Genomic DNA, 23,665 nt, shown 5'->3' on the forward strand with positions numbered 1-23,665 from the left:
GCCTGCCAAAACCACCCACACCCGCCCAGAGAACAACCGCGAATCCGACCACCAACCAACTATATATTCCCATCCCAGCCAAGTCACATCCACCCCCATCCTGTCGATTCTTGTCGAAAATTGACCTAATTCATAGAATTTATCAAACTTTTTACCCATGTCATTTGGCACTGGCATATTGATAGATTCTCCAGTAACATTAATAACGTCAGAAAATTAAGTCTCACAATCTTGAAATAGAGAGGAGGCTTGGGGGCAAGGAATCTACAAAAATAAATAGGGGGATAGGTATGTTGAAAAGAACTGCAATTTTACTTACGGCGATTTTGCTGGTGTTTGGTAATTTTTCTTATGCAAGTGCCATGGTGAAGTCATTGCCCGGACAGACAAAGCCGGAGCTGAACACCAATGAGCTGCAAGAAACGGAAGATCCGAATGAGGAAGTCCGAGTCGTTGTGGAAATGGAAGAGGAAGCACCGATTGAAAAGGCTACTAGACAAGGAATTATGTTTAAGAGCATGAGCAAGCCGGATAAAACCGGATTGGAGCGGGCAGCAATTGCTTCCCAAAATAAAGTAAAAGGCGAGATGAACGATAAAGGGATTGAAGCCGAGTATCACGAAGAATTTACTGCGGTAATAAATGGCTTCAGTGCTGAAGTGAAACAAAAAGATATTGAAGAAATCGAGGAAATTCCGGAAGTTAAAAATGTACACCGAGTCAACAAATATGAACGGCCGGATGCAGAGCCGGAAATGAAATACTCGAAAGAACTGGTGGAAGCACAAAAAGCGTGGCGTGATTATGGCTACAAAGGAGAAGGCATGGTTGTCGGTATCATTGATTCAGGTGTTGATCCTACCCATCGCGACATGGTGCTTTCGGACTCAGGCACAGCGGCGTTAACCGAGGAAGAGGTTAATGAAACAGTAGAAGAAGAGGGTTTGCCTGGAAAATTCTACACCGAAAAAGTGCCATATGGCTACAACTACATGGATGAAAATGACGTAATCCGGGAAAACTATCCTGGCGCAAACTACCACGGCATGCATGTTGCCGGAACAGTTGGGGCAAATGGAGATGAAGACAATGGCGGCATTCTGGGAATTGCGCCGGAAGCTCAGCTGCTTGCATTGAAAGTTTTCGGAAATGACCCGGAAATGCAATTTACTTATGGTGATGTTTACATTAAAGCGATTGATGATGCGATTAAGCTGGGGGCAGACGTGCTGAACATGAGCCTTGGTTCAACAGCAGGTTTTGTCAATCCGGAATCGCCTGAGCAGGAAGCAGTCTCCAGAGCAGTCGACAACGGGGTACTTATGTCGATCTCAGCCGGGAACTCCGCTTATTTCGGAAACGGATTTTTCTACCCGTATGCGTCCAATCCTGATTATGGCGTGAGCGGTTCACCAGGTCTGGCAGATGATTCGCTTCAGGTGGCATCCTATGAAAATACTTATATGGAAGTCGATGCTGTAGAATACGAGATTGATGGAGAGCCAGGATCGGCGGCATTCTTGTCAGCCGGCAATTTACACCCAGAGGATGTGGAGCAGAAGTCCTTTGAAGTGTTCGAAGCGGGGATTGGTGCGCCGGAAGACTTTGAAGGCAAGGACGCAGAAGGGAAATATGCCCTTGTGCAGCGTGGCACACTGCCTTTTGTTGAAAAAGCAGTGAATGCACAAAATGCCGGGGCAGCCGGGGTTATCATTTACAATAACACCGATGGAATCGTCAATATGGCGACAGAGCCAAGCATTACTATCCCGCAGCTGTTTATGCTGAAGAGCGATGGCGACAAGCTTGCCGCTGCCATTCAAAATGGACAAGCAGTAACCTTGGAATTTGCTGGCAATCAGGCAACCATTGATAATCCGGAAGCTGGTCAAATGAGTGCTTTCTCTTCATGGGGACTGACACCGAATCTTGACTTTAAGCCGGAGATCACCGCACCGGGCGGGCAAATTTTGTCCACATTGAATGATGATGAGTATGGTCTGATGAGCGGTACCTCGATGGCCGCACCGCACGTTGCCGGTGGAGGCGCACTGGTGCTCGAGCGTGTGGATTCGGAATTTGGTTATGAAAATGCCGACCGCGTCAATCTGGCGAAAAACCTGATGATGAATACATCGAAACAGGTAGAGTTTGATGGAGCATTTGTCTCCCCACGCCGCCAGGGTGCCGGGCTGATGCAGCTGCATGCCGCATTGTCCACACCAGTCGTGGTTACCAATTCGGAAACCGGTGAGGCAAAAGTAGCGCTGAAAGAAGTAACGGAAAATCAGGTCAGCTTTGAACTGACTGCAGAAAACTTCACAGACGAAGCAGTCAGCTATGAAGTCGATGCAAATGTACAGACAGACACACCGGTCAATGCAGATGTCCTTGTCGTTGCACCTAACATGTTCGGAGCGACGGACCTTGGGGATTTGGCATCCGTAAACGGAGATTCTGCCAGCACGATTGAAGTGCCGGCAAACGGATCAGCCACATTCACCGTATCCATTGATGTCAGCAGTGTCGATGCATCACTGAAAGACATTTTCACTAACGGCTACTGGCTGGAAGGATTTGTTACACTGACAGATCCGACAGACACAAACCCGCAATTAACCGTGCCATATTCCGGCTTTAAAGGTGAGTGGGACAGTGCGCCAATCTTTGATACGCCAATGTGGGATCCGACGACCTTCTATGGCATGACTGGAGTAGGTACTGATCTTGGCGGCGGAAGCTATGGTTTCCTTGGCGCTGACCCAGTAACTGGGGTGGTTAATCCGGAAAACATCGCCTTCTCTCCAAATGGAGACGGGGTGCAGGATGATGCGCTTCTCATTCTTTCTTTCTTGAGAAACGCCAAAGAAGCGAGCTTTAACGTACTCGATGAAGAAGGGGATGTTGTACGGACACTGACAGAGGAAATGTTCGTGCGCAAGAATTATTATGACGGCGGACTGGCCCCTTCATACTCACTGCTCCCTGAACGGGCATGGGATGGCACGATCAATGGGGAAGTAGCTCCAGAAGGGCAGTATTATCTGGAAGCCGAAGCTGTGATTGACTTTGCAGGTGCAGAGGCCCAGTCCCTGACCTTGCCGCTTGTATTGGATAATACCGCTCCGGAAGCGGAGGCTGACTTCAGCCGCAGAGACCGGGAAGTCCATGTTGAGGTGGCGGACGGTGAGGACGGCAGCGGTGTTGCATCCTGGGAGATTTTCCTGAATGGAGAGCCGGCTCTTGATGCACCGATCACCGGAGAGACAGAATACACACTGAATAATGTGCATCCAAGCACAACAGTAACCGTTAAAGTCGTTGACCATGCCGGAAACGAAATGGAAGGTTATGTTGCTGGCCCGCCTAGAGGAAAGCATAATAATAAGGGAAATAACGGCAACGGAAATGGCAACAACGGAAGAGGAAACGGCAATGGAAATAACTAGCTGAATCCGAAATCAGCCGGCACCCGAGAGGAGGTGCCGGCTGATTTTTTGTATGAAATGCCCCCGTTGCAGGAAGATAAAAATACTTGTGCCTATGAAATTAAATAGTATAATAGGGTACAACTCAAATGGCGTGTGTCATTCGAAAATTTGCAAGCTGAAAAAGGAGTTAAACAATGGAAGGTAGAAAGACGCTTAAAAAGACAATGAAGCCGCATTGGATTTGGGCCATTGCGCTTGGTTCATCGATCGGCTGGGGTGCATTTGTACAGCCGACGACATGGATGTCCACGGCCGGTCCGGCAGGTGTGATTATCGGCTTCGGAATTGGTGCGCTGCTGATGATGCTGATTGCCGTGAGTTATGGTTATCTCATCCGCAGTTTTCCGGTTTCCGGCGGTGAATTTGCCTATGCGTTCATCAGTCTGGGTCGCACACATGCCTTTATCAGCGGCTGGTTCCTGACCCTTGGCTATATCTGTATTGTAGCGCTGAATGCAACCGCATTTGCTTTGATGATTAAATTTGTATTTCCGGCGATCATTGAGAATCTGCCGCTTTATCAAATTGCCGGCTGGGATGTCTATGGCACCGAAATTATTTTTGTATCTGTATTGCTTGGGATATTTGGATTCCTGAATATCCGTGGTGCGGGCATCACCGGCCGTTCGCAGTTTATTTTCTGTGTCGTGATGATTCTCGGTATCGTGCTGCTCACTCTAATGACAGGTATGCAGCCAGGGGCGGGACTGTCCAATATTCAGTCAGGTTTCCCGGCGGAGACGACGGCGTTTGCCGCAATTATATCTATCGTAGCGATTGCTCCATGGGCATATGTCGGGTTTGACAACGTGCCCCAGGCGGCAGAGGAGTTCAATTTCTCCTCAAAAAAGGCATTTTCGCTGATTATCCTTGCGATTCTGGCCGCGGCATTACTTTATAGTATGATGATTATCACGACAGCGATGACGCAGCCTTGGCAGCAGCTGGTTGCCGAGCAGCATGTCTGGGGAACTGGGCAGGCCATTCAGGATACGCTTGGAACCATGGGTCTGGTCATTCTGGTGATCGCGCTGACGATGGGGATTTTTACCGGGTTGAATGGTTTCATTATGTCCACGAGCCGTTTACTGTTTGCGATGGGCCGGGCGAAAATTATTCCGGAAGTGTTTTCCCGCACGCATCCCAAATACGACACGCCGTATATTGGGATCATTTTTGCCGTGGTGGTTTCCATGATTGCTCCGTGGTTTGGTCGGGAAGCGCTCGTGTGGGTAGTGGATATGTCATCCATCGGGGTGACGATTGCTTACTTCTATACTTGTTTCACTGCCTGGAGCCTGTTTAAATCGAAAAAAGACTCAAGCTTTCAACCAGAACGGCATGAAGTGTCTCCTAGGAAGAAGATCGTCGCTTTACTAGGAATGGTTGCCAGCCTGTCGTTCCTGGCACTGCTCTTAATTCCAGGCTCCCCGGCATTTCTTGGTGTCGAATCACGAATCGCGCTGTATGCCTGGGTGTTGCTCGGTATTGTGTTCTATTTGATAAAACGGAAAGACTTGAAGAGTATGTCGAAAGAAGAGTTGAACTATTTGATTTTGGGTGATAAGGAGATTAAAGTGAAACGGTAGAAAATTAAAATCGGAAGCCAGCCTCCTTTTACCCAGGGAACCGATGTTGACTTACGTGCAGAAGAAAGGGGAGTTCCCTAATCTGTAGGTGTTGACCGGTAAGAGCGACCCGTCCTGTGGCGTCACCGACACTAGGGCGTCCTATCTGCGGAGCTGGAGGCGGCTCATCTGTATTCTAGTTAACCAAACTGCATATTGTCTTATAACTTATATTTTCCGATTTAATCAATTTGATGCCTGGATCCATCCCCATTCGTTCGATTGTCTCAGACGTGCTGCTCAAGCTGCCCAGCCAGTCATTAATGCGCTTGACCGTAACATAGGTGCCTCTCCCCGGTTTTTTATTGAGTGTCCCTTCTCTCACCAGCTCATCAATCGCTTGTCTGACCGTGCTGCGACTCACATAATATTCATCCATAAATTCCCGCTCACTTGGTATTTTTCCCGTGTAGACCCCATTGTAAATTCTCTGTTCGATTTTATCCTTTAACTGTATGTAAAGCGGAATAGAGTTTGTATAGTCCAATGCCAACATCTTCACCCACCCTTTGTAAGGTTTATAGTAACATATTTTTGATGTTTGTCGTTTACCGAATTATTAGAGTTTGATTTGATTGATGCCCATTGAGTTACATAACTGCGCCCACCGCCCTTACGATTTACTCTGAATTCAGAGTAATTACCGGATTTTTACAAAAAATGAGTCTAAATAACTATCCTTCTTAAAAAGTACCCATATTCTGTCAGATAAATAAGTCTTTAGGCCTACAAAATTAGTAAAATTTACCGTTTCAAGCGGCTAAACCTGGGGTAATGATACTACAAGCAAGCAACCTCGCTTTGTCAAGGGATTGACATATTTTCCAGATTTGAAATAATAACTCAAGGGCAACTACATAATTGAATAAGAAAGAGGGTTTACCATACATGCTGGAATCGAAACGGAGAGCAATTATATTCTTTTTATTAGCAGTTGCATTGGCTGCAGTTTCCGGGTTTCTTGTTTTGCAGAAAGTTCAGGCAGTTAACACGAACCTTGGGACGATGGTAACGATTTATACTGCTGGGGATGATATCCGATCAAGGCAAATGATTATGCCTGACCAAGTAACAACGGATGAAGTTCCACAGGAGTATGTTCGCGATGAACATATCACCGATATGGAGGAATTGGTGAACAAAGTTTCGACGGTTCCATTAGCAGCTGGGGAAGTGATTACGACAAACATGCTAAAAGATGCTTCTGCGATAACAGATGCGAATAACCGATTGGTGTCTGTGCTGAGGTCGGATAAGGTGTCATTCGATGAAAGATTGGCTCCCTTGGACCGCGTAGATCTTATCGTTTCCCACAGTTTCGGGGATGGGCCGGTTACAGAAGTATTCATGGAAGATGTAAACGTGGCGAGGGTAAACACAACTGAGAATGAAGAAGATGGAACTACTGATTTTAACGGTGTTCAGCTGGAGATCCCATTTGAAAGAGTTCCGGATTTAATACATATGCAGAATTACGCAGACAGCTTACGAATTGTGAAAGCAAATGTTTCAGAGGAGAACCCGCAGCAGCAGGAAGGAGAACAGGAATCATCTGAAGGCGATAATACGTCCGGAGATGCACCTGAAGAAAATACCGAAGAATCCGAGGAAAATAATAATACGAACGAAGAACAAGAATCCGAGCAATCGAATGACAACAACAACGAAAGTAGCAACGATGATGGCAATAACAATGGAAACGACTAGATCAATCGCTGGAGGAACCGAATGAGCAAAATAACTGATATTTACATTGTAGGGGATAATGCGGATTTGTCCGCGACATTAAAGGAACAAACAGATGAATCCTTTCAGCTGCACTTTCTTACTGCGGCTGATCTGAAAAAGGCAGACGCCCAGCTCATTTTAATTTTAAATAATGGAGAAACGGCCATTGATGATGCTCAAACAGCGTTATCCGAGCATCCCAGTTCTTCCATTATTTGTGTGAGTGATGAGGAAAATTTCAGCCTGCTCCGTAGCCTGAATCAGCTGGGGATCACCGACTTTTATGTACTTCCAGGAGAAGAGCTCATTTTCATGGAGCGTCTGGATGCGGTAGCGAAAGAAGCAGGCATAAAAAACGAGCTGGAAAGTGAATCCAGTTTCAAACGTGGCGGCGGCAAGATTTTCGCCTTTTACAGCGGAAGCGGCGGTACAGGAAAATCGATCATCAGCACAACATTTGCCCAGACACTGAAACTGGAATCGACCGCAAAAGTTCTGTTTATTGATTTGAATCTGCATTATGGCGGGGCCGAAACATTTCTCGGCATGGACTCAAGTCGCTCGATTATCGATTTGCTCCCCGTAATGGAGGAGCTTGGCGAGCATCATATCCGCAATGTTTCTGAGAAGGAAGAGCACTCGGATTTGAATGTGCTAGTCAGCCCGAGAGATGCAGAACTCTCAGAGAAAATTACCGAGGATTTCATCGTGAAACTGCTGCGGGCAAGCAAGCGGCACTATGATTTTATCGTCGTGGATTTGCCGGTGTGGATGGATGAACGAACACTGGCTGTCCTGGAGGAAGCGCATCGTATCTATTACCTTATGAATCTGGATACAGTGGCCATCCGCGTGCTGAAAAGTGTGGAAAACCTGTTTCAGCGATTGGGTGTCATCACACAGGACCGCTTTGAGTTTGTAATCAATTATAAGGCAAAAGAGAATGAGCTGACCAAAAAAGACTTAGAGCGCTTTGCGTCTTATCCGGTAGCATCCGAGATAAGGAAAGACAGAAAGAACGTGCAGGCATATGTGAACCAGGGGGAACCCTTACGGAAGAAATCGCAGGAAAAGAAGCTTCCTCCGTTCTCCAAAGACATACATAAATGGGTTCACTCCATGCTGAAATAATGAAGGGGGTGGTCGCTTGGCACTCTTCCAGAAGAATACAAAAGTACAGCCCAAAAATGATTTAGATACAGGATTCATCTCCAATTCGGGCTATCTGGATGAACTCGTGGAACATTATAAAACCAGACTGCTGACCGAGGTAAACCTGGACCAGATTACCAGTCTAGGAGATTCCGATAAGCGTCTGAAGATTGAGCGTTTCATCAACCAGTTCATGTCAGAAGAAAAAGTGGTTATCCCGAGACAGGATAAAGAACGCATGCTGAGTATGCTGATTGATGAGAGTGTCGGTTTTGGTCCACTGGAGCCACTGCTCAAGGACGACGATATAACGGAAATCCTTGTAAATAACCCGAAAGAAGTCTATGTCGAGAAAAAGGGCCGTCTCCAGCGGGTAAACATTACGTTCAAGGATGAAGCGCATGTCCGGCATATTGTCGACAGGGTGGTCGCACCGCTTGGAAGAAGGATTGACGAAAGCTCGCCGATGGTCGATGCCAGATTGCCGGACGGAAGCCGTGTTAATGCGGTAATTGAGCCCATCAGTCTTGGCGGAACACTGCTTTCCATCCGGAAATTCCGCAAAACGCCATTTACTATGGATGATTTGCAGGAAATTGGAACCTTTACCGATGGGATGTCCGAATTTATGCAAGCCCTGGTGCAAACCAAATTGAGCACACTTATCTCCGGAGGTACCGGCAGCGGGAAAACGACCTTGCTGAATGCGCTGGCTAAATCCATTCCGAATGGAGAGCGGGTCGTGACGATTGAGGATTCCGCTGAATTGAAATTTGACCGGCCCAATGTAGTTGGTATGGAAGCACGACCGCCCAACGTAGAGGGAAGCGGGGAAATCACGATCCGTCAACTGGTGAAAAACGCGCTTCGTATGCGGCCGGATCGAATCATCGTCGGGGAGGTCCGCGGCTCAGAGGCATTCGATATGCTGCAGGCCATGAACACTGGGCACGAAGGATCGTTGACGACCGTCCACGCCAACACTCCGCTTGATGCAGTCAGCCGTGTGGAAGGTATGGTCGTTATGGCCGGGATGGATTTGCCGACACATGTTATTCGCGACTACATAGCTGGTGCCCTTGATTATATCGTACAGGTACAGCGTCTCACGGATGGAACCCGGAAAATCACAAACATATCGGAAGTGGAGAAAAAAGAGGGGAACCAGATTGAAGTAAGAGACATCTTCCAGTTCCGCCGTACAGGGGTAGACGGAGAAGGAAACGTCAGAGGGTACTTCACTCCAACTGGTGTGGTTCCGAAATGTCTGCCTCATTTGGAAGTGTTCGGCATTCATCTTGATGAAAATCTGTTTGTCACAAGGGAGGAAAACGTCTATGGAATGGACAGTGTCCATACTTTATAGTTTGGCAGTTTTGTCGCTCCTTCTATGCGGTTATTTCTTCCTCGGTTACCGGTCACAAAAGAAAGAATGGAAGCAGAAAGTAAAAAGATGGTTTCCGGAAGAAGAGCGCAAAAGCTTTATCAGCAAGTGGGGAGACCGGTTTGACGAGAGAGAGTCTTCGGATAAACTCCGGAGCAAGCTGCATAATGCGAACCTCAAATTGCTGCCATCGGAGTACCTGGGGATTTTAATTACGGGGTTTCTTGCATTGTTCATTATGTTTTACCAGATTTTCGGCATGGTTTTTTATTTGAGCATACTGCTGCCGGCCGCACTGCTGTTTGCAGCGAACTATCTATTATTCTATTTTCGCAAAAACAGCTACGAAATGCGGTTTAATGATCAGCTGAGCGAAATCTGCCGGATACTGGGCAATGCGGCTAGATCAGGGCTAACGATAAATCAGGGAATTGATATTGTTGCCCGCGAAGTTTCCGCACCTGCAGGTGATGAGTTTAAACGGATATCCAACGAGCTGAAACTCGGAGTTAATTTGGAAACTGCTTTTAGGAAGATACAAAAACAGAATAAATCCCGTGATTTCAATTTGTTTATCGCAACACTCTTGATCCAGAAGAAAACCGGCGGGAATCTGGCACTGACACTGGATACGATGTCCAACACATTTGAAAGCAGAAAAGTGTTGAATCAAATCATTAAAACCATGACTTCTGAACAGAAATATATTTCGTTTATTGTCCCAGCATTGCCAGTATTTTTAGTACTTGTTATGAACAATGTGATTGATGGCTTTATCGCTCCGTTATGGGAGAATCCACTAGGCGTTGTTATTCTGATTGTATTCATCGCTGCAATTGTTCTATCGTTTTTCCTGATTCGTAAAATTACAAACATAAAGGTGTAGCATATGGATGCATTAATTATTTTATCAATCATTGCTTTTTGGTTTTGTACATTGCTTTTTTTGAAACATCTCTGGTCCTTTTTGAACGGGAAACGGGATGTGTTGGGGCATGTCTCCGATGTGACACATGTCGACCCATTTGAAAAGAGGCAGAAAAAGAAAAACAGACGCGCACAGGTTTTTGACCGTGTGACAACATATGCTGATGACTTTGCCGATCTGGGCCAGCGCATCAATTTTTTCAGTGAAAACCATATGGTCGAAGAATGGCTGCGAAAATCAGGAAACCCGCTGCAGCTTACAGTAGCCCGGTTCCAGGGGCTGAAAATATTTCTCCTTGTTGTCGGTTTTTTCAGCGGCATCCTGGCAGTTATTATGGGGCTTCCGTTTTCGCAGTATATGATCATATTAAATCCGGTTATTGGCTATTTCCTGCCGATTGTACTGGTAAGGAGAAAGGTAAAGCAAAGACAGGACCAGATCAGGTCAGAACTGCCGGATTTTATGGATACAGTCAGTACCAGCCTGCAAGCTGGTGTGAGTCTGGATAACGCATTAAGGGAGGTGATTCGTTATTTCGATGGTCCGCTCCGTGAAGAGTTTTCCCGCTTTAATCAGGAAATTGATCTGGGGGTTCCCCGAGAAAAAGCGTATCGGGAACTGTTAAAGCGGAATGACAACGAGGAATTCCAGTCGCTGATTAAAGCACTGATTCAAGGGATGGATCTCGGAATACCGATAGCGAAAACGTTTAAAATTCAAGCAGATGAGTTGCGGGAGATTCGTCAGGAACAAGTAAAGGAATTGGCGGCCAAAGCTTCGCCAAAAGTGACACTGGTTACCACATTTTTGATTGCGCCCGTATCCATTTTGATGATCGCCGGATTGATGGTCATGAACATGCTGATGGGTGAGAACAGTATTTTTCAGATGTTTTAGCAGATAAGAAAGTTTATATTTTCTTATCTTGCATAAGTGTCATCAAGCTTTCGTCATTATAGATTGGTGAAAAGCAAAATTTAATAAAAAATCGGAGGAATGTAAAATGAAATGGTTAAACGGAATGTTTGCGAAGGCAATGAACAGGGGCAAGGAACTAGCGCAGGAAGAAACTGGGTCTCAGACACTGGAATGGATTGGTATTGCTGCAGTAATTGTTATTCTTGTTGGGGTTGTTTCTACGGCATTTGCTGATGGGGACTTTGGGGATACACTGGTAGGCGCATTCAATGATATGATCTCTACTATCACTGGAGGAGAATAAATTTACTAACATCAGTTTTAAGTACAGAGCTATGCTTAGAAGACTAGAGAAGAAGATGCCTTTAAGCATCAAAACCCCTCCTCTGGAAGGTTTCCATAGTAGAGGAGGGGATCCTAATTTGAAAAATCGCAGTTTATCACATATTTTAAAACACAACTGAACAATTGTATCGACACTTACTGGATCCTCAAGAAAGACGTTTTAATACTATTTGAACAGCACTCTAAGTATATTAAAAAAGAAGAAAACAGTCACAAAAAACTGTATAAATATTGTTTTGAGAAATTAAGGTTTGATTGATTAGGTGATTTAAATGTACAAAAAGGTAAGGGGTTTAAGTCATGTTGAATAAAATGCGCTGGATATTATTAGTCATGTTAGCCTTGCTCATTTTTACAGGTTGCAGTAGTGATGAAAATGAAAGTGATGCTTCACAAAATACAGAAGAAAAAACCGAGCAAAAGAGTAATGGCCAAGAAGAACAAGCAGAAAATGAGCAGCCTGATGATTCTGAATTGGATACTGATCAAAATGACACCCAGGAAATGTCCCTGCCTGACATTGAGCCCATCCCAACAGATGAAGAAGGGTTAGCAAAACAGCATCCAGGACCGCTTGCTTATGTCGATAGCATATATGATATGGAAGAAGAAATTGAAGAGCAATTAGTGCCAATGAGTGAGAATCCAACAGATGAAGAATATGAGAACTATTTACGTCAGATGTATTGGCTGGTGGCGAAAGATTACCCTGACCCTGAAGACATGATCAAAAAGTGGGAGTTTGCTTCGTTTGGAAACCCGGATTTGCCAGATTCGAAGTTTCATTTTAAAGAGAACTACAATATCGAGATTATTTTAGATTCCAGCGGCAGCATGGCAAACCCAGCCGGCGATGGAACTAGGATGGATGTAGCAAAAGAATCGATTAACAGCTTTCTGTCTGAAGCTCCCGAAGAAGCAAATGTTTCCCTGCGTGTCTATGGTCACAAAGGAACCTCTGCGGACAGTGATAAAGAACTTTCCTGTGGGGCGATAGAGCAAGTATATGGTTTTGATTCCTATGATGAGGAAGCGTTTCAGGAAGCACTAAACCAATTTCAGCCGATGGGATGGACCCCCTTGGCCGATGCGTTGGAACAATCCGAGGAAGCGTTAAGCCAGTTTGACGCAGAAAACAATACGAATTTGATTTACGTCGTTAGTGACGGAATTGCAACGTGTGACGGGGATCCGGTTGCAGTAGCTGAGTCTCTGTCAGGTTCCAATGCCCAGCCAATCATTAATATTATTGGCTTCCAAACAGATTCAGAAGCACAAGCGCAATTGAAAGAAATGGCTGAAGTGTCCGGAGGTATCTTTGCTTCCGCACAAGACGAAGAAGAACTGCAGGAAGAGTTCGATCGTGCCGAGGAAGTGCTCCAAGCATGGAATGAGTGGAAAGATGATGCTGACAGAGATCTTAGCGCGATGGAAACGGATACTCACTTTGATATAATGGGTCTTCACAATGACTGGCATTTCACAACAATGGAAACTAGTAATAATTTACACGAAATGCTTCATGTCATTGATGACCTTGGTCTAATAACTTTTGAACAAAAGCGTGAACTTCAGAGCAGAGTAAGCGCGTTAAAAGATGAAATAGACAGCACAGTCAGTCAGCTTGAAGAAGATTTGAAAAAAATCAGAGAGCAGGATCTGCAAGAGGCGAGAAAATCAATTGAAGAGAAGTATAGCGAAGGAACTGAAAATGACTCTTAAGAGGCTTTACAACGAAGGGAAGAAATTGGAGAATTAATCGGTCAAAATGATGCCAAAGACGTTGAAAGAATCAGGCGATAAGGACTCGGAAGAACTAAGTACACAGAAGGCTCAAAAAGCAAGAGAAAGTACAACACTGGAGCGCAAGACTGATTACCAAGGAAGTTGTAGCAAGTTACTTTTTTCATAGGGAGCGGGTATCCATCCCGCTTTCAATGAAAAATAGGTTTGAAAAAATGACAGAAACAAGATCACCCTCCCAAAATCATATAATGAGGCGATGACATGGAAAAACCACTGAAAAACACATGGGAAATTTATACCGGCCAGTTTGAAAAAATACTGGTGCTTATGCTGACGACAACACTGCCGCTGCTGTTGGTTCATTCATTCGTAACAAATTACATATATGCAATTACACCAAGTTTTTCAGCCATTTATTCAGTGGCAGACATTTATTATGGACTTATAACATTATTACTCTATTTATATGCGCAAGTGCCTTATATCCGGTTTATATATAACGAATACCGGGGCGTGGAACATAATTTGCGCTCAAGCATCTATCATTTTCTGGTAAATGGCTTTACGGTTTTTGTGTTTGCGTGCATTGTTTCTGTTATTAGTACGATCGGGTTTGCCCTGTTAGTTTTGCCGGGGCTGATCTTTTTGGCGCTGGTATTCCCGATCCCGTATATCAGCATTTTTGACGAGAAATCGGTCTGGAAGTCATGGAAGGAAGGGTTTCGGTTAGGCAAAAAGAATTTCTTCAAAATTATTTTGATTGTTACGCTGGCAGGGTCTGCAGAATTTATATTCGGTATTTTCGTGACGTATCAGCTGTTTAATATTACATCCTCGTTCGCAGCACAGATGATCACCCAGATGACACTTAATATTATTATTTATCCATTTATTATCATGCTTATGACCTCGTTTATTCTGAAATGGCGTGAAGCACTGGAGACGCTGGAGGTTAAAGCTCAAGAAAATATAAGTTAGAAAGGCAGGTATGCTCATGAATAAGTGGCTAAAAAATCTTTTGATGTTGTTGGCGATTATCATTATAACTGTCCAGCCGGTTTTTGTGCCCGCCGCTTATGCGGTGGAGTCCTGGACTGGTGATCCATGGGAAGGAGATCCCTGGCAAGGGGAGTCTTGGGAAGGAAACCCGTGGGATGGTTCTGATTTAGAATGGCAAGGCGAAACATGGGAAGGGAGCCCATGGGAGGGCAGCCCTTGGGAAGGTAATGGAGGAGATGGTCCGGGAACTGGCATGCAGCCGGGGCAAGGCTGGGATGGCAATCCATGGACGGCTCCAGGCTGGTCCAGCGATGGGACGAATGGAAATCCATGGAGCCTTCCTGGAATGAATGGAAGTCCATGGACTGCACCGGGTTGGTCTCAGGATGGTATGAGTGGTAATCCGTGGACAGGTGATGGAGTTACGGGCAACGGCCCCTATAGTGGTACACCATGGAGTCAGCCCGGCTGGTCTCAGGATGGGATAATTGGTGCTCCATGGGCAAATGATGGCATTGCCGGCAATGGCCCTCAGAATGGTGTTCCATGGAATCAGCCGGGATACGGCTATGGACCGGGCGGCTTGTTAAATCCTGGGTATCCGGGATATGGCTACCCTGGTTATGCAACGAATGGAAACGGAACAAACGGAGAACCGGCATCCATTGAAGACTTTCCGACATTGCCTTTTGAATATGACGTTGGTAAATATGTGGTCAATGACGTGGTCATGGGTCAAGCCAATATGATTGGCAATTTTCTAACCCATCAAAACATGACAGATATGGGTTATGACAGCAGCTTCGGTTACGGTCTCGGTTTTCGTGGCAATCTGGTTATGAACGGCCTGAAACTCGGCGTTGGCGATAATGCCATAACCAGTGCGTATGATACTTATTCACATGTTAGTGATGGCGTTGGCGCGATACAGGATTTTAATACAGCGAGACAATTTCTAAATACTGGAGATAACCTTGGAGATTTAGCAGAGGCTGGAAGAACTGTTTCGAATGCGACTCCATCAGCAGCCTCTGTTGGAGCCTTATCCAAATTTAATGTAGCAGCTGCAGCAGTAGGAACAGGTATATCCGCATTTGAAACCGGATTTAACACAGCAAGAGCAGTGGATATAGTTACCAGTGATGCTTCAGGTGCGGATAAGACAGTGGCTGTTACAGATGCCACTGCCAGTTTGGGAGATACCCTCATGAACGCTGGTGCTGTCACTGCGGCTATCCCTGGTGGCCAGGCAATTGGAGCCGGTATGGTAGCTGCCGGAGCAGGAGTATGGGTAGTATCCAAAGGTGTTAACTTTGTCGCTAAGAACTGGAAAGGAAACTGGAAGGATACTGGTAAAGCTATGTGGAACAGTGCGAAGAATTCCGTTAAAAAAGGATGGAATACTGTTAAAGGCTGGTTTTCTTAAAGATGATTTTGAAATATGCCTTAAAAAAATGAATAGAAAAGAGGATTTGACTTGATACCAGAATCAATTCATAGAAAGGCAAAAACATACAAGAAACTGTTTGAATCCTATACAGTCAACCCAAATTATCTTAACTATCAGGGGAAGGATTTTTATGCTGTGTTTTATCGACGATTTAATAAAGATACAGGAATTGCTATCCTTTCACCTGAGGATAATATTGAAAAGAAAGACTATCTCGTTGCTTTTGAGAAATTGGTGATTTTGTACATGAACTGGGCAAGTATAAAGAATAATGGGTTTTCCCGAAATAATATAGACATGTCACCATTCAGGAAAACCCAGAGCTTTCTCCAAAATGCCTTGGAGAATTCCGAACTCAATCAGAAAGAGGAAACAGAATATAGACGTGCCTTAGAATCAATGACTAAAGTTCTTTCTTTTCAGCAACGTTTTAATGATGTGATGCAGGAGTATCAGAGTTTTGTAGATTCGAAGGAGTTGGAAGGAAATCAATTCACCATTAAAGACGTGGAATATATTCAGGAGGTAATAGCTGAATTAGATTATCTCCAATATATCCAGATCAAAACCAATCACGATTCCATAGACACCTTTCGTTTTATTAACGACAACATGAGCCAAAATGACTCGGTAAAGAATATCTCTGACCATGAATACAAGAGGTATGTAGAAGAGTTTTCCAGTGATAAAGATAAACTAAAGCAAGAAATAGCTGCGATTACTTATTTTGATAATCAAAGTTCCTTTACTAAAGAGGAACATATGCAAGCAGTGACGAATTATTTTGTAGAAAATCAGGAAAGTAAACTGGCGGGAATAAAAAAGGACATGAGATATCCAGTTGTTTGATAAATATTGGTGAAAGGTGCTGAAGATATATCTTTTATATAAAAGATAAGGGATTTAGCAAGTGCATTAATTAAAATTTCTTCCTCCACACCACCAGCTGCATTAGTAGGTGCATTTATGGATAAACAGTGCAAAGGATGTGGGATTAGTAAAGACCTTCGTTATCTCACTTATGCCTAAATGGGATATAGATGGTTTAGTAGATATGGTCCAAACAATGTGAGTATGTGAATTTGGGAAAAGGATGTTTTACAATGAAAAAAGTTGACCTGAATATCCAAAATAAGGCAAAGAAACATAAACGGGTATTTGAAAAATATTGGGTGGACCCCCACCATGTAAATCTCGAAGGAAATAACTACTATATGGCATTTTATCAAAGATTTAATGCGACAAAAATGGCTGTTATTTCCTCACAACCTAACGCTAATAATGATCAATATAAAGAAGCGTTTAAATGGCTTGTCATACTGATAAATAGAATGGGTGCTATTCATGAAGTTGGAATGGAGCGGAAGAATATCAGTATGATGTCATTTCAAAAAACGAGGGATTTTTTGGAGAATGCTTTGAGTCAGGCGGATTTGTCTGAAAGTGAAAGAGAGGTCATTTCTAAGTGTCTGCGATTTTTGAATGAAGCGATATCACTGCAAAGCCAAATGGTTGAACTGATGGATAAGTATGAGCAATACAAGAAAGCAAAAAATAATCAATTTACAACACAGGATGTAGAGTACATTCATGATATTCATGCAGAAATGGATTACATTCAATTTACACAAGGGAATGCGTCTTATAAAACAATGGATCATTTCCGTACGTTATCTGACGTGATCGCTCAAAATGATACGGTCGGCAGTTTAGCTAATTCTGAAATAAAACAGTATGTACAGGAATTTTCACAGGGCAAGGAAAAACTAAAATCAGGCTTGGACGAAGCTACGTATGTCGATAACCTGGAAGATTTGTCAAAAGAGCAATTTATGAAAACCGTTCAGGAAGATTATATAAAAAGGCAAAGAGAGTCAAATAAGTCATTGATTAAGGATCTGAGATACCCTTCATTAACGTAAACAACAGGTCTGCTTGCTTTCACATGATAATTTTGCGGGAGTTGTATATCTATGAAACTTTGGAAAAGAAAACTGAAAAACGAAGACGGCTCAGCCACCATTGAATTCCTCGGTATTCTGCCATTAGCCTTGTTTCTGCTCATGATTGTCATCCAATTAGTTGTAGGAATACATGGGGTTTTGGTTACGCAGTCTGCTGCCAACGAATATGCGAAGGTTTATTCTGTAACTGAGAATTCCGGGAAAGCGAGTCAGGCTGCTGGTGATATTCTTTCCTCGGCCGGTGATTACTTGCAGTCCGGTTCCCCTACTGTAAGCGGCGGCAAAGAGTTCACTGCCGAGGTCAACGTCAATATCCGCCTTGTATTTCTACCTGGAGAAATAATGGGCTATCAGGTACCTTCTATTCCCTATACGGCCACGGCACATAGCAGGGTGATCGAATGACCTTGAAGCAGCGATTGCAGAATGAGGACGGCAATATTGCGCTCTTTGTACTTGGCATGCTGAGTATCATTATGATTCTGCTGATTTTTGTGGTGAATCTAGGCGGGGCGCTGGCAACAAAGGAGCAATCAGCGACAACTGCCCAGCACGCTAGTTTGGCGGCAACAAGCGTACTATATGAAGAAGTCCGGCGTGCAGTATATGAATATGAGAATGATACATTGGAAGGGACACTTCTTTCTTTTTTTGAGGATATTGAGGAAAAGGTGGATGAGAGAGCAGCCGAATTACCGGGAAGCGGAAATTATTCAGGCTGGTCGGTAAATGAGATTGAGCTGGAAGCGTTTGACCAGGTTTTATCAGAAGCGCTTAATCAGGATGTGCTGAGAAGTAAGCTGATTGAAGTACTGGGAGAAGAAGACATAGAATCAGCAGTCATTGATAAAGCAAGAGAAGCGATACTCGCCAATGACGGCGTACTGGAAGGCGCCCAATTAGGTATAAATGATAATCGCATTTACATTCGGGCTGCCAATGAATATGAATCGGTAAGCTTTGACGGATTTATGGAAGGAATCCAGGAAAACGTCTATCAGGAGTCAGCTGGCCCGACCATTGATTTTCTGGAGGATGTGTGGGATAGAAGCCCTGTTGTCAATTTAGATTAAATTTTGAGGGGACGATTGGAATTGAAGAAAAAACTTAAACTGTTTGGGTGTATCGCGGTAGTGTTGCTGCTTGCCGCCTGCGCATCAGCAGAGGCAGAAGAATTGGTCGGGTATCATAATAACTATGTCGATCAAGTCAACAGCAAAATAGCAGAGATCAACACATTAAACCAGCAATCATTAAGCGCCGCATCATTTCAGGAAGCCTATGAAATTCAGGAGAGTGAATTGCTGCCGCTGGTGAATGAAATCAAGGATTATATCGATTCACGGGAGCCGGAATCAGAGATCGTGCAAGAGTATCACGCCTTAAGGAAAGATCAACTGCACACATGGCATGAAGCGTTTCAAATGAAATTCGAGGTACTGGGGCAAATGGCAGAGCAGTCGATTAGTGAAGCGGAAGCCAATGAAATCATCATGGAGGCGGATAATAAATTTATCGAAGCCGGAGAAAAGGCGCAGGAAGCTGACCAGAGAATGCAGGAACTTGCGGAAGAGCACAATCTGGAACTTGAGTAAGGTTAAATAATCTAAAAAGAGGTGAATGACATTTCCAAATCCGAGAAGCGCTGGAGAAGATTTTATTTGATGATGATGATTTTTGCTTATGCGATCTATGCACCAATCACGATTGTTGAGTGGCTGGCTGGGTCAGGAGGTTTTCCATTGACCGCCGTGGTGTTGGGAATCGGGCTGCCATTGGCAAGAAAAAACCACATCAAACAGATTCGGGCAAATGAAGGGAAGGGTGCTGCATAGGATGGGGCGCAGGATCGATTAAAAGAGGTGATATTCTTTGACGCATGTCGGTATCGTAATAATTATTTATTGTATCCCATTTATCTGGGTGATATGGTCCATGATGGATGTAAGAAATGGCGATCGGGAAAAGGTCAATTTAAAAGGACCTGTGATTCTGTTTGCCTTATTGGCAGTTGCAAGCCTCGTGGTGAATTGGTACCTATCTTCCAACTATAATCTGGCATTCTTCCAAAACAGCTTTTCCAGTATCATAGGAATAGTGATTACCGGGGTGCTTTGGCTGATTATTGCCCTCATCAATATTTTTGTTACGCTGACCATGAAAGGGGCGCCGAAGTCCATTCATAATCCAAAGGCCATGTGGATTGTATCAAGTGTGCTTGCCGGTGCATTTCTGCTTATGTTTCTCTGGTACTTTCCACTTGCCGAAAAAATGGCCTATGCGGACACATTGAACAATGCAGTAAACACAATGGAAGATACGGAAGAAAATCAAGAGGTCTCGGTAGTGCTGGTTAAATCTGAGAATGCATGCTTGAGGACAAAAAATTGCGATGTAAGATATAATAACGTGTTTTATCATTCCCTGAAAGAAGACTCCCTCTTCAAGCGCGCGAAGGATTAGCCCAGCGGTAAGGGGAGATGAATTTCAGTTGGCGATAGCCAAAAAATCTCCCCTATGATATAATAGGAACATACATACGTTGTCGAATGAGGTGAATCCGATGCTGGTCCAAAAAGCGTTTAAGTTTCGTATCTATCCAAATAAAAAACAGGTGGAACTTATCAATAAAACAATCGGTTGTTCCAGATTTGTCTTCAACTTCTTTCTGGGGAAACAGAAAGAGAAGGATATATACTGGCACATAGTGGAAGAAATGAAACAAAATGGGCAGCTGCCAGAAAACGACTGGAAAAGCCCATTCTTCAACAAATATGAATCCATAAAGGATGTCCGTCATCTCAAGAAACACTACCCTTTTCTAAAAGAGGTAGACAGTATTTCGCTTCAAAAATCGGTTGAAAACTTAGCTGACTCTTATCAACGCTATTACAGGAAACAAAATAAGAAACCGCGCTTTAAAAGCAAAAAGAACAAGGTGCAATCCTATAGTACCAAGCAAACAAATGGCAATATTGATGTGTTAGATAAACACATCAAATTACCAAAACTGGGCCTTGTCCGTTTTGCAAAAAGCCGAGAAGTGGAAGGGCGTATCATCAGTGTCACCATTAGACGGAATGCCAGCGGGAAGTATTTTATATCCATCCACACCCAAACAGAAGTGCAAACATTTGCTAAAACCAATTCGGCAGTTGGAGTGGATCTGGGCTTAAAAGATTTTGCGACACTGTCAGATGGGACCGTCTTCCATAATCCGAAATGGCTCCGGACGTTGGAAGAAAAATTAGCAAAGGCTCAAATCATTCTGTCACGACGTACAATTGGTGGCTCTAATTGGAACAAACAACGGGTCAAAGTCGCTCGTATTCATGAAGCCATAGCCAATGCCAGAAAGGATTACCTGGATAAGATTTCAACCTATCTCGTCAAAAACCACGACGTAATCGGCTTGGAAGACTTGTCTGTAAGCAATATGCTTAAAAATGGAAACCTTTCCAAAGCAATTAGTGAAGCTTCCTGGTCCGAGTTCAGGGCGATGTGTGAATACAAAGCAACGTGGTACGGCAAAAAGGTCATCATTGTCGGAAAAAACTTTGCAAGCAGTCAGCTCTGTTCATGCTGTGGCCATAAAAATAAAGACGTTAAAAATCTCGCTTTGCGTGAATGGACTTGTTCTTCGTGTGGAAGTCATCACAAAAGAGACATTAACGCAGGATTAAACCTTCGAGACGAAGCAATTCGTCTCTCAACTGTCGGAGCGGCAGGGATAGCCTAATAAAAAACTGGCGGGTACGCCGGTGTTCTTAGGAATACCCCACTTCAAGTCGTGAGACATTAAGTGGTGGATAGTTCAAGTGCGGAATAATTTAGAGGAGCCTAAAGAGTTCCAGGTTAGAATAAGCGCCGCCAACAATAATCAGGAAGAAATAGAAACAATCGACTCAGAGATCATGGAAGTGGGCCCAGGTGAAATGAAAATGGTGGTAACGGAAGAGACGAGTGATAATCAGGACATTTGGAGTCAATATTCATTTGAAACAGAAGAGCGCGTTGCGTATTATCAGTACAATTATCGGTTTAGGGATGTTGAATAAATGTAGTAATTGAACAGATGCTTTGCAGGTGCTGTCGTTTGCCTGTAAAGCATCTGTTCATTTTTCCAGCGTTTTATAACCCAGGTTGATATATATGCAGATCTCCATCATTGTAAAAATGTTCAATATTGAATTCATCCAGTACATTGTCTATAGAAACTCCATCGATATCCCTTTTTTCAAAAAAAGCAGCTTTATCTATGGCTAATTTTTCCTTTGTAACTTCAACACTCTTCCCTTGAAGTGAGACGAGATAATTCTCCTCCCCAGCCTCAATAACATTCATATTTAAGTATTCATCAACGAATTGAATATCAACAAAAAGCTCCCCGTTATAATAAAACAAAAAGTTTCGATAAGAAAACGTTTCATCACTCGAAGGATTTAATTTTAACCGCGATAAATAGTCGTTCTTTCTAATACTGCTGCGGTATGTGTTTAACAGCCTTTTGTTTTCAGTAATGGCATAGTTATTTATCTTTCTTCCTTCAGGGGCATTTACTAAATTGTTTACATCAAAATAATAGATAAATTTCACCCGTGGATACAATTTTGGCAAGTTTTTATACATCAGGTTGATTTTCCTGGCTGCAAAATCTACGTGGTACATTTCATCTGTCGTAGTATAATTTGTCGCTCCGAATTCGCCAATCACAATAGGCTTTGTATCGCTAAATGTGTTGTAAACATAATTCAATAGTGCTAATGGATTTTCATAATCAGATCGTTCCTCGATATTGTTATTGTGGTATACAACGTTATAAATATTTACGCCTACATAGTCGACATAGGCATCACCTGGGTAAAAATCCTGGATAGTGTCCTCTGGCATTGTAAAAACGTTCCATAGCATCATCACATTAGGGGCTTCTTCTTCCATGACATCGTGGACCAGTTTCCATTTTTTAATATACAACTCGGGTTTGCCGGAATAGGCTGTCCATGTCCCGTTCATTTCGCTTGCAAACCTTAATAAAACAGGGACTTTGGCTGCGTCCGCAGCATTCGCAAATTCCCGCAAATAGTTATCATCATTTATAGCATCTAAACCATCATTGGGTTCCCAGGCAATATGGGGAAATCCACCTGCTTTAACCACTTCGTTTACCCATTCAGTTGGAAAGGGCTGTTCGTAACCGACATACTTAAAAAAAGATGCATGCTTTCTCCCAGTAAGTTGATTAAATTTTTCCATGCTTGCATTTATATATTCATCTTGTAAAACATACCCCCCCAGATATATTCCCCCTCTGGGTTCATATTTTGCCAGCGGTACATTCTCTTTATGTAAAAAAATGGTGGTGCCAAGGTTTTGATTATATGGCTTTTTCTGCTGCTCATGAGGACTCATAATGGAAATCGTATTTGTTCTTTTATCAAAATAGTAATCGATCTCTAAATTAAGGAATTTCTCTAAATGGATACTTGGAAGGTAAATGATTTCGTTTTGTATGATGAATTTCTCAACATCATTGGATTCCTTGTTTTGAATCATATTATTTTTGTATGTTAATTCTTTCCTTTGATGTGTTAAGATCAGGCTGCCAGGATTTTGCTTTACCTCCAGCGGAACAATCTTTGTTAAATCAGGGAGTGGGATGTAAATATTGCCGTCCATGGAGAAAATGTTATTGTCTATTTTATAATGGTCGCCATCAAAGACGATTTCTTTTGAAAAATCACTGGCAGCATTGGCCAATGAATTTTTAATGTTTTCCCCAGATGTGAGTAATGTACTGTTATGGGGATCAAATGTTACCATTCCCGTTGTTACAATAGCAAGAAGGGAAGTGACAATGATGAGAATTGCTTTGTTCCTTAACATATAAACGCATTCCTTTGCTGAAGGGATAGTCCTTACCTATTCTGCAAAG

22 protein-coding genes are annotated in these 23,665 nt (G+C 43.5%); 20 read left to right on the top strand and 2 right to left on the bottom strand.

Translation table 11 applies throughout. The features are described from left to right. The first annotated feature begins 290 nt into the window (after positions 1 to 290). Both CEG13_RS19185 and CEG13_RS01165 read left to right on the top strand, forming a co-directional pair. Positions 291 to 3,449, top strand: a complete 3,159-nt coding sequence (locus tag CEG13_RS19185) for a S8 family serine peptidase (RefSeq protein WP_100009934.1) — start codon at positions 291 to 293, stop codon at positions 3,447 to 3,449. A 176-nt stretch (positions 3,450 to 3,625) separates the two neighbouring features. Next, positions 3,626 to 5,080 carry an APC family permease gene (locus tag CEG13_RS01165; RefSeq protein WP_100009935.1) on the top strand — a complete coding sequence of 485 codons (1,455 nt, stop codon included), beginning with the start codon at positions 3,626 to 3,628 and terminating at the stop codon, positions 5,078 to 5,080. 175 nt (positions 5,081 to 5,255) lie between these two features. Here the strand turns inward: CEG13_RS01165 and CEG13_RS01170 are convergent, their stop codons facing one another. Beyond that, positions 5,256 to 5,615, bottom strand: coding sequence for a GntR family transcriptional regulator (locus CEG13_RS01170; RefSeq protein WP_239984531.1), 360 nt, complete (start codon positions 5,613 to 5,615; stop codon positions 5,256 to 5,258). Between the two features lie 392 nt (positions 5,616 to 6,007). Here CEG13_RS01170 and cpaB point away from each other — a divergent pair, with 392 nt between their 5' ends. From cpaB to CEG13_RS01255, 18 genes are all read left to right on the top strand, one after another. Further along, the gene (cpaB, locus tag CEG13_RS01175) at positions 6,008 to 6,826 is read left to right on the top strand and encodes a Flp pilus assembly protein CpaB (RefSeq protein ID WP_100009936.1); all 819 of its coding nucleotides are present in this window, start codon (positions 6,008 to 6,010) and stop codon (positions 6,824 to 6,826) included. A 21-nt stretch (positions 6,827 to 6,847) separates the two neighbouring features. Continuing rightward, entirely contained in the window at positions 6,848 to 7,978 is a 1,131-nt protein-coding gene (locus tag CEG13_RS01180; protein ID WP_100009937.1) for a CpaE/TadZ family protein, read from the top strand. 16 nt (positions 7,979 to 7,994) lie between these two features. Then, the gene (locus CEG13_RS01185) at positions 7,995 to 9,365 is read left to right on the top strand and encodes a TadA family conjugal transfer-associated ATPase (protein WP_100009938.1); all 1,371 of its coding nucleotides are present in this window, start codon (positions 7,995 to 7,997) and stop codon (positions 9,363 to 9,365) included. Beyond that, positions 9,337 to 10,269, top strand: a complete 933-nt coding sequence (locus CEG13_RS01190; RefSeq protein ID WP_100009939.1) for a type II secretion system F family protein — start codon at positions 9,337 to 9,339, stop codon at positions 10,267 to 10,269. Before CEG13_RS01185 ends, CEG13_RS01190 begins: the two co-directional genes overlap by 29 nt. A 3-nt stretch (positions 10,270 to 10,272) precedes the next feature. Next, positions 10,273 to 11,208: a type II secretion system F family protein gene (locus CEG13_RS01195; protein WP_100009940.1), complete on the top strand. Its 936-nt coding sequence runs from the start codon at positions 10,273 to 10,275 to the stop codon at positions 11,206 to 11,208. Between the two features lie 106 nt (positions 11,209 to 11,314). Beyond that, positions 11,315 to 11,533 (top strand): hypothetical protein, encoded by a 219-nt coding sequence (locus CEG13_RS01200; protein WP_100009941.1) that lies wholly within the window; start codon positions 11,315 to 11,317, stop codon positions 11,531 to 11,533. A gap of 341 nt (positions 11,534 to 11,874) precedes the next feature. Continuing rightward, positions 11,875 to 13,296, top strand: a complete 1,422-nt coding sequence (locus CEG13_RS01205; RefSeq protein WP_100009942.1) for a VWA domain-containing protein — start codon at positions 11,875 to 11,877, stop codon at positions 13,294 to 13,296. 285 nt (positions 13,297 to 13,581) lie between these two features. Further along, positions 13,582 to 14,298 (top strand): hypothetical protein, encoded by a 717-nt coding sequence (locus CEG13_RS01210; protein WP_100009943.1) that lies wholly within the window; start codon positions 13,582 to 13,584, stop codon positions 14,296 to 14,298. Positions 14,299 to 14,314: 16 nt separating this feature from the next. Continuing rightward, on the top strand, positions 14,315 to 15,745 hold the full coding sequence (locus tag CEG13_RS01215) for a hypothetical protein (RefSeq protein ID WP_100009944.1): 1,431 nt from the start codon (positions 14,315 to 14,317) through the stop codon (positions 15,743 to 15,745). A gap of 51 nt (positions 15,746 to 15,796) precedes the next feature. After that, complete coding sequence (locus CEG13_RS01220) at positions 15,797 to 16,618, top strand: hypothetical protein (RefSeq protein WP_100009945.1); 822 nt, start codon at positions 15,797 to 15,799, stop codon at positions 16,616 to 16,618. Between the two features lie 254 nt (positions 16,619 to 16,872). Then, positions 16,873 to 17,691 (top strand): hypothetical protein, encoded by an 819-nt coding sequence (locus CEG13_RS01225; protein WP_100009946.1) that lies wholly within the window; start codon positions 16,873 to 16,875, stop codon positions 17,689 to 17,691. Positions 17,692 to 17,742: 51 nt separating this feature from the next. Then, a complete protein-coding gene (locus CEG13_RS01230) occupies positions 17,743 to 18,138 on the top strand; it encodes a TadE/TadG family type IV pilus assembly protein (protein WP_100009947.1) in 396 nt (131 codons plus the stop codon). Continuing rightward, positions 18,135 to 18,806: a Tad domain-containing protein gene (locus CEG13_RS01235; RefSeq protein WP_100009948.1), complete on the top strand. Its 672-nt coding sequence runs from the start codon at positions 18,135 to 18,137 to the stop codon at positions 18,804 to 18,806. The genes CEG13_RS01230 and CEG13_RS01235 overlap by 4 nt, the downstream gene beginning before the upstream one ends. A 21-nt stretch (positions 18,807 to 18,827) precedes the next feature. Next, entirely contained in the window at positions 18,828 to 19,328 is a 501-nt protein-coding gene (locus CEG13_RS01240; protein ID WP_100009949.1) for a hypothetical protein, read from the top strand. A gap of 66 nt (positions 19,329 to 19,394) precedes the next feature. Further along, on the top strand, positions 19,395 to 19,568 hold the full coding sequence (locus CEG13_RS18640) for a hypothetical protein (RefSeq protein ID WP_158234620.1): 174 nt from the start codon (positions 19,395 to 19,397) through the stop codon (positions 19,566 to 19,568). Positions 19,569 to 19,668: 100 nt separating this feature from the next. Next, positions 19,669 to 20,196, top strand: a complete 528-nt coding sequence (locus CEG13_RS01245) for a hypothetical protein (protein WP_143469639.1) — start codon at positions 19,669 to 19,671, stop codon at positions 20,194 to 20,196. Positions 20,197 to 20,296: 100 nt separating this feature from the next. Then, on the top strand, positions 20,297 to 21,472 hold the full coding sequence (gene tnpB / locus CEG13_RS01250) for an IS200/IS605 family element RNA-guided endonuclease TnpB (protein ID WP_100010539.1): 1,176 nt from the start codon (positions 20,297 to 20,299) through the stop codon (positions 21,470 to 21,472). A gap of 79 nt (positions 21,473 to 21,551) precedes the next feature. Continuing rightward, entirely contained in the window at positions 21,552 to 21,791 is a 240-nt protein-coding gene (locus CEG13_RS01255) for a hypothetical protein (RefSeq protein WP_100009951.1), read from the top strand. Between the two features lie 73 nt (positions 21,792 to 21,864). Here the strand turns inward: CEG13_RS01255 and CEG13_RS01260 are convergent, their stop codons facing one another. Next, entirely contained in the window at positions 21,865 to 23,616 is a 1,752-nt protein-coding gene (locus tag CEG13_RS01260; protein ID WP_204758478.1) for a glycoside hydrolase family 26 protein, read from the bottom strand. Positions 23,617 to 23,665: the final 49 nt, after the last annotated feature.

The sequence above is a fragment of the Lentibacillus sediminis genome (assembly GCF_002763455.1).
Lineage (GTDB): Bacteria > Bacillota > Bacilli > Bacillales > Amphibacillaceae > Lentibacillus_D > Lentibacillus_D sediminis_A.

Excerpts from the sequence above, each read along its gene's own strand:
- CEG13_RS01165 (WP_100009935.1), top strand. The coding sequence starts at position 3,626 with ATGGAAGGTAGAAAGACGCTTAAAAAGACAATGAAGCCGCATTGGATT.
- CEG13_RS01205 (WP_100009942.1), top strand. The coding sequence starts at position 11,875 with ATGTTGAATAAAATGCGCTGGATATTATTAGTCATGTTAGCCTTGCTC.
- CEG13_RS01235 (WP_100009948.1), top strand. The coding sequence starts at position 18,135 with ATGACCTTGAAGCAGCGATTGCAGAATGAGGACGGCAATATTGCGCTC.
- CEG13_RS01200 (WP_100009941.1), top strand. The coding sequence starts at position 11,315 with ATGAAATGGTTAAACGGAATGTTTGCGAAGGCAATGAACAGGGGCAAG.
- CEG13_RS01215 (WP_100009944.1), top strand. The coding sequence starts at position 14,315 with ATGAATAAGTGGCTAAAAAATCTTTTGATGTTGTTGGCGATTATCATT.
- tnpB (WP_100010539.1), top strand. The coding sequence starts at position 20,297 with ATGCTGGTCCAAAAAGCGTTTAAGTTTCGTATCTATCCAAATAAAAAA.
- CEG13_RS01195 (WP_100009940.1), top strand. The coding sequence starts at position 10,273 with ATGGATGCATTAATTATTTTATCAATCATTGCTTTTTGGTTTTGTACA.
- CEG13_RS01245 (WP_143469639.1), top strand. The coding sequence starts at position 19,669 with ATGATGGATGTAAGAAATGGCGATCGGGAAAAGGTCAATTTAAAAGGA.
- CEG13_RS01170 (WP_239984531.1), bottom strand. The coding sequence starts at position 5,615 with ATGTTGGCATTGGACTATACAAACTCTATTCCGCTTTACATACAGTTA.
- CEG13_RS01190 (WP_100009939.1), top strand. The coding sequence starts at position 9,337 with ATGGAATGGACAGTGTCCATACTTTATAGTTTGGCAGTTTTGTCGCTC.
- CEG13_RS01180 (WP_100009937.1), top strand. The coding sequence starts at position 6,848 with ATGAGCAAAATAACTGATATTTACATTGTAGGGGATAATGCGGATTTG.
- cpaB (WP_100009936.1), top strand. The coding sequence starts at position 6,008 with ATGCTGGAATCGAAACGGAGAGCAATTATATTCTTTTTATTAGCAGTT.
- CEG13_RS01225 (WP_100009946.1), top strand. The coding sequence starts at position 16,873 with ATGAAAAAAGTTGACCTGAATATCCAAAATAAGGCAAAGAAACATAAA.
- CEG13_RS19185 (WP_100009934.1), top strand. The coding sequence starts at position 291 with ATGTTGAAAAGAACTGCAATTTTACTTACGGCGATTTTGCTGGTGTTT.
- CEG13_RS01230 (WP_100009947.1), top strand. The coding sequence starts at position 17,743 with ATGAAACTTTGGAAAAGAAAACTGAAAAACGAAGACGGCTCAGCCACC.
- CEG13_RS01210 (WP_100009943.1), top strand. The coding sequence starts at position 13,582 with ATGGAAAAACCACTGAAAAACACATGGGAAATTTATACCGGCCAGTTT.
- CEG13_RS01260 (WP_204758478.1), bottom strand. The coding sequence starts at position 23,616 with ATGTTAAGGAACAAAGCAATTCTCATCATTGTCACTTCCCTTCTTGCT.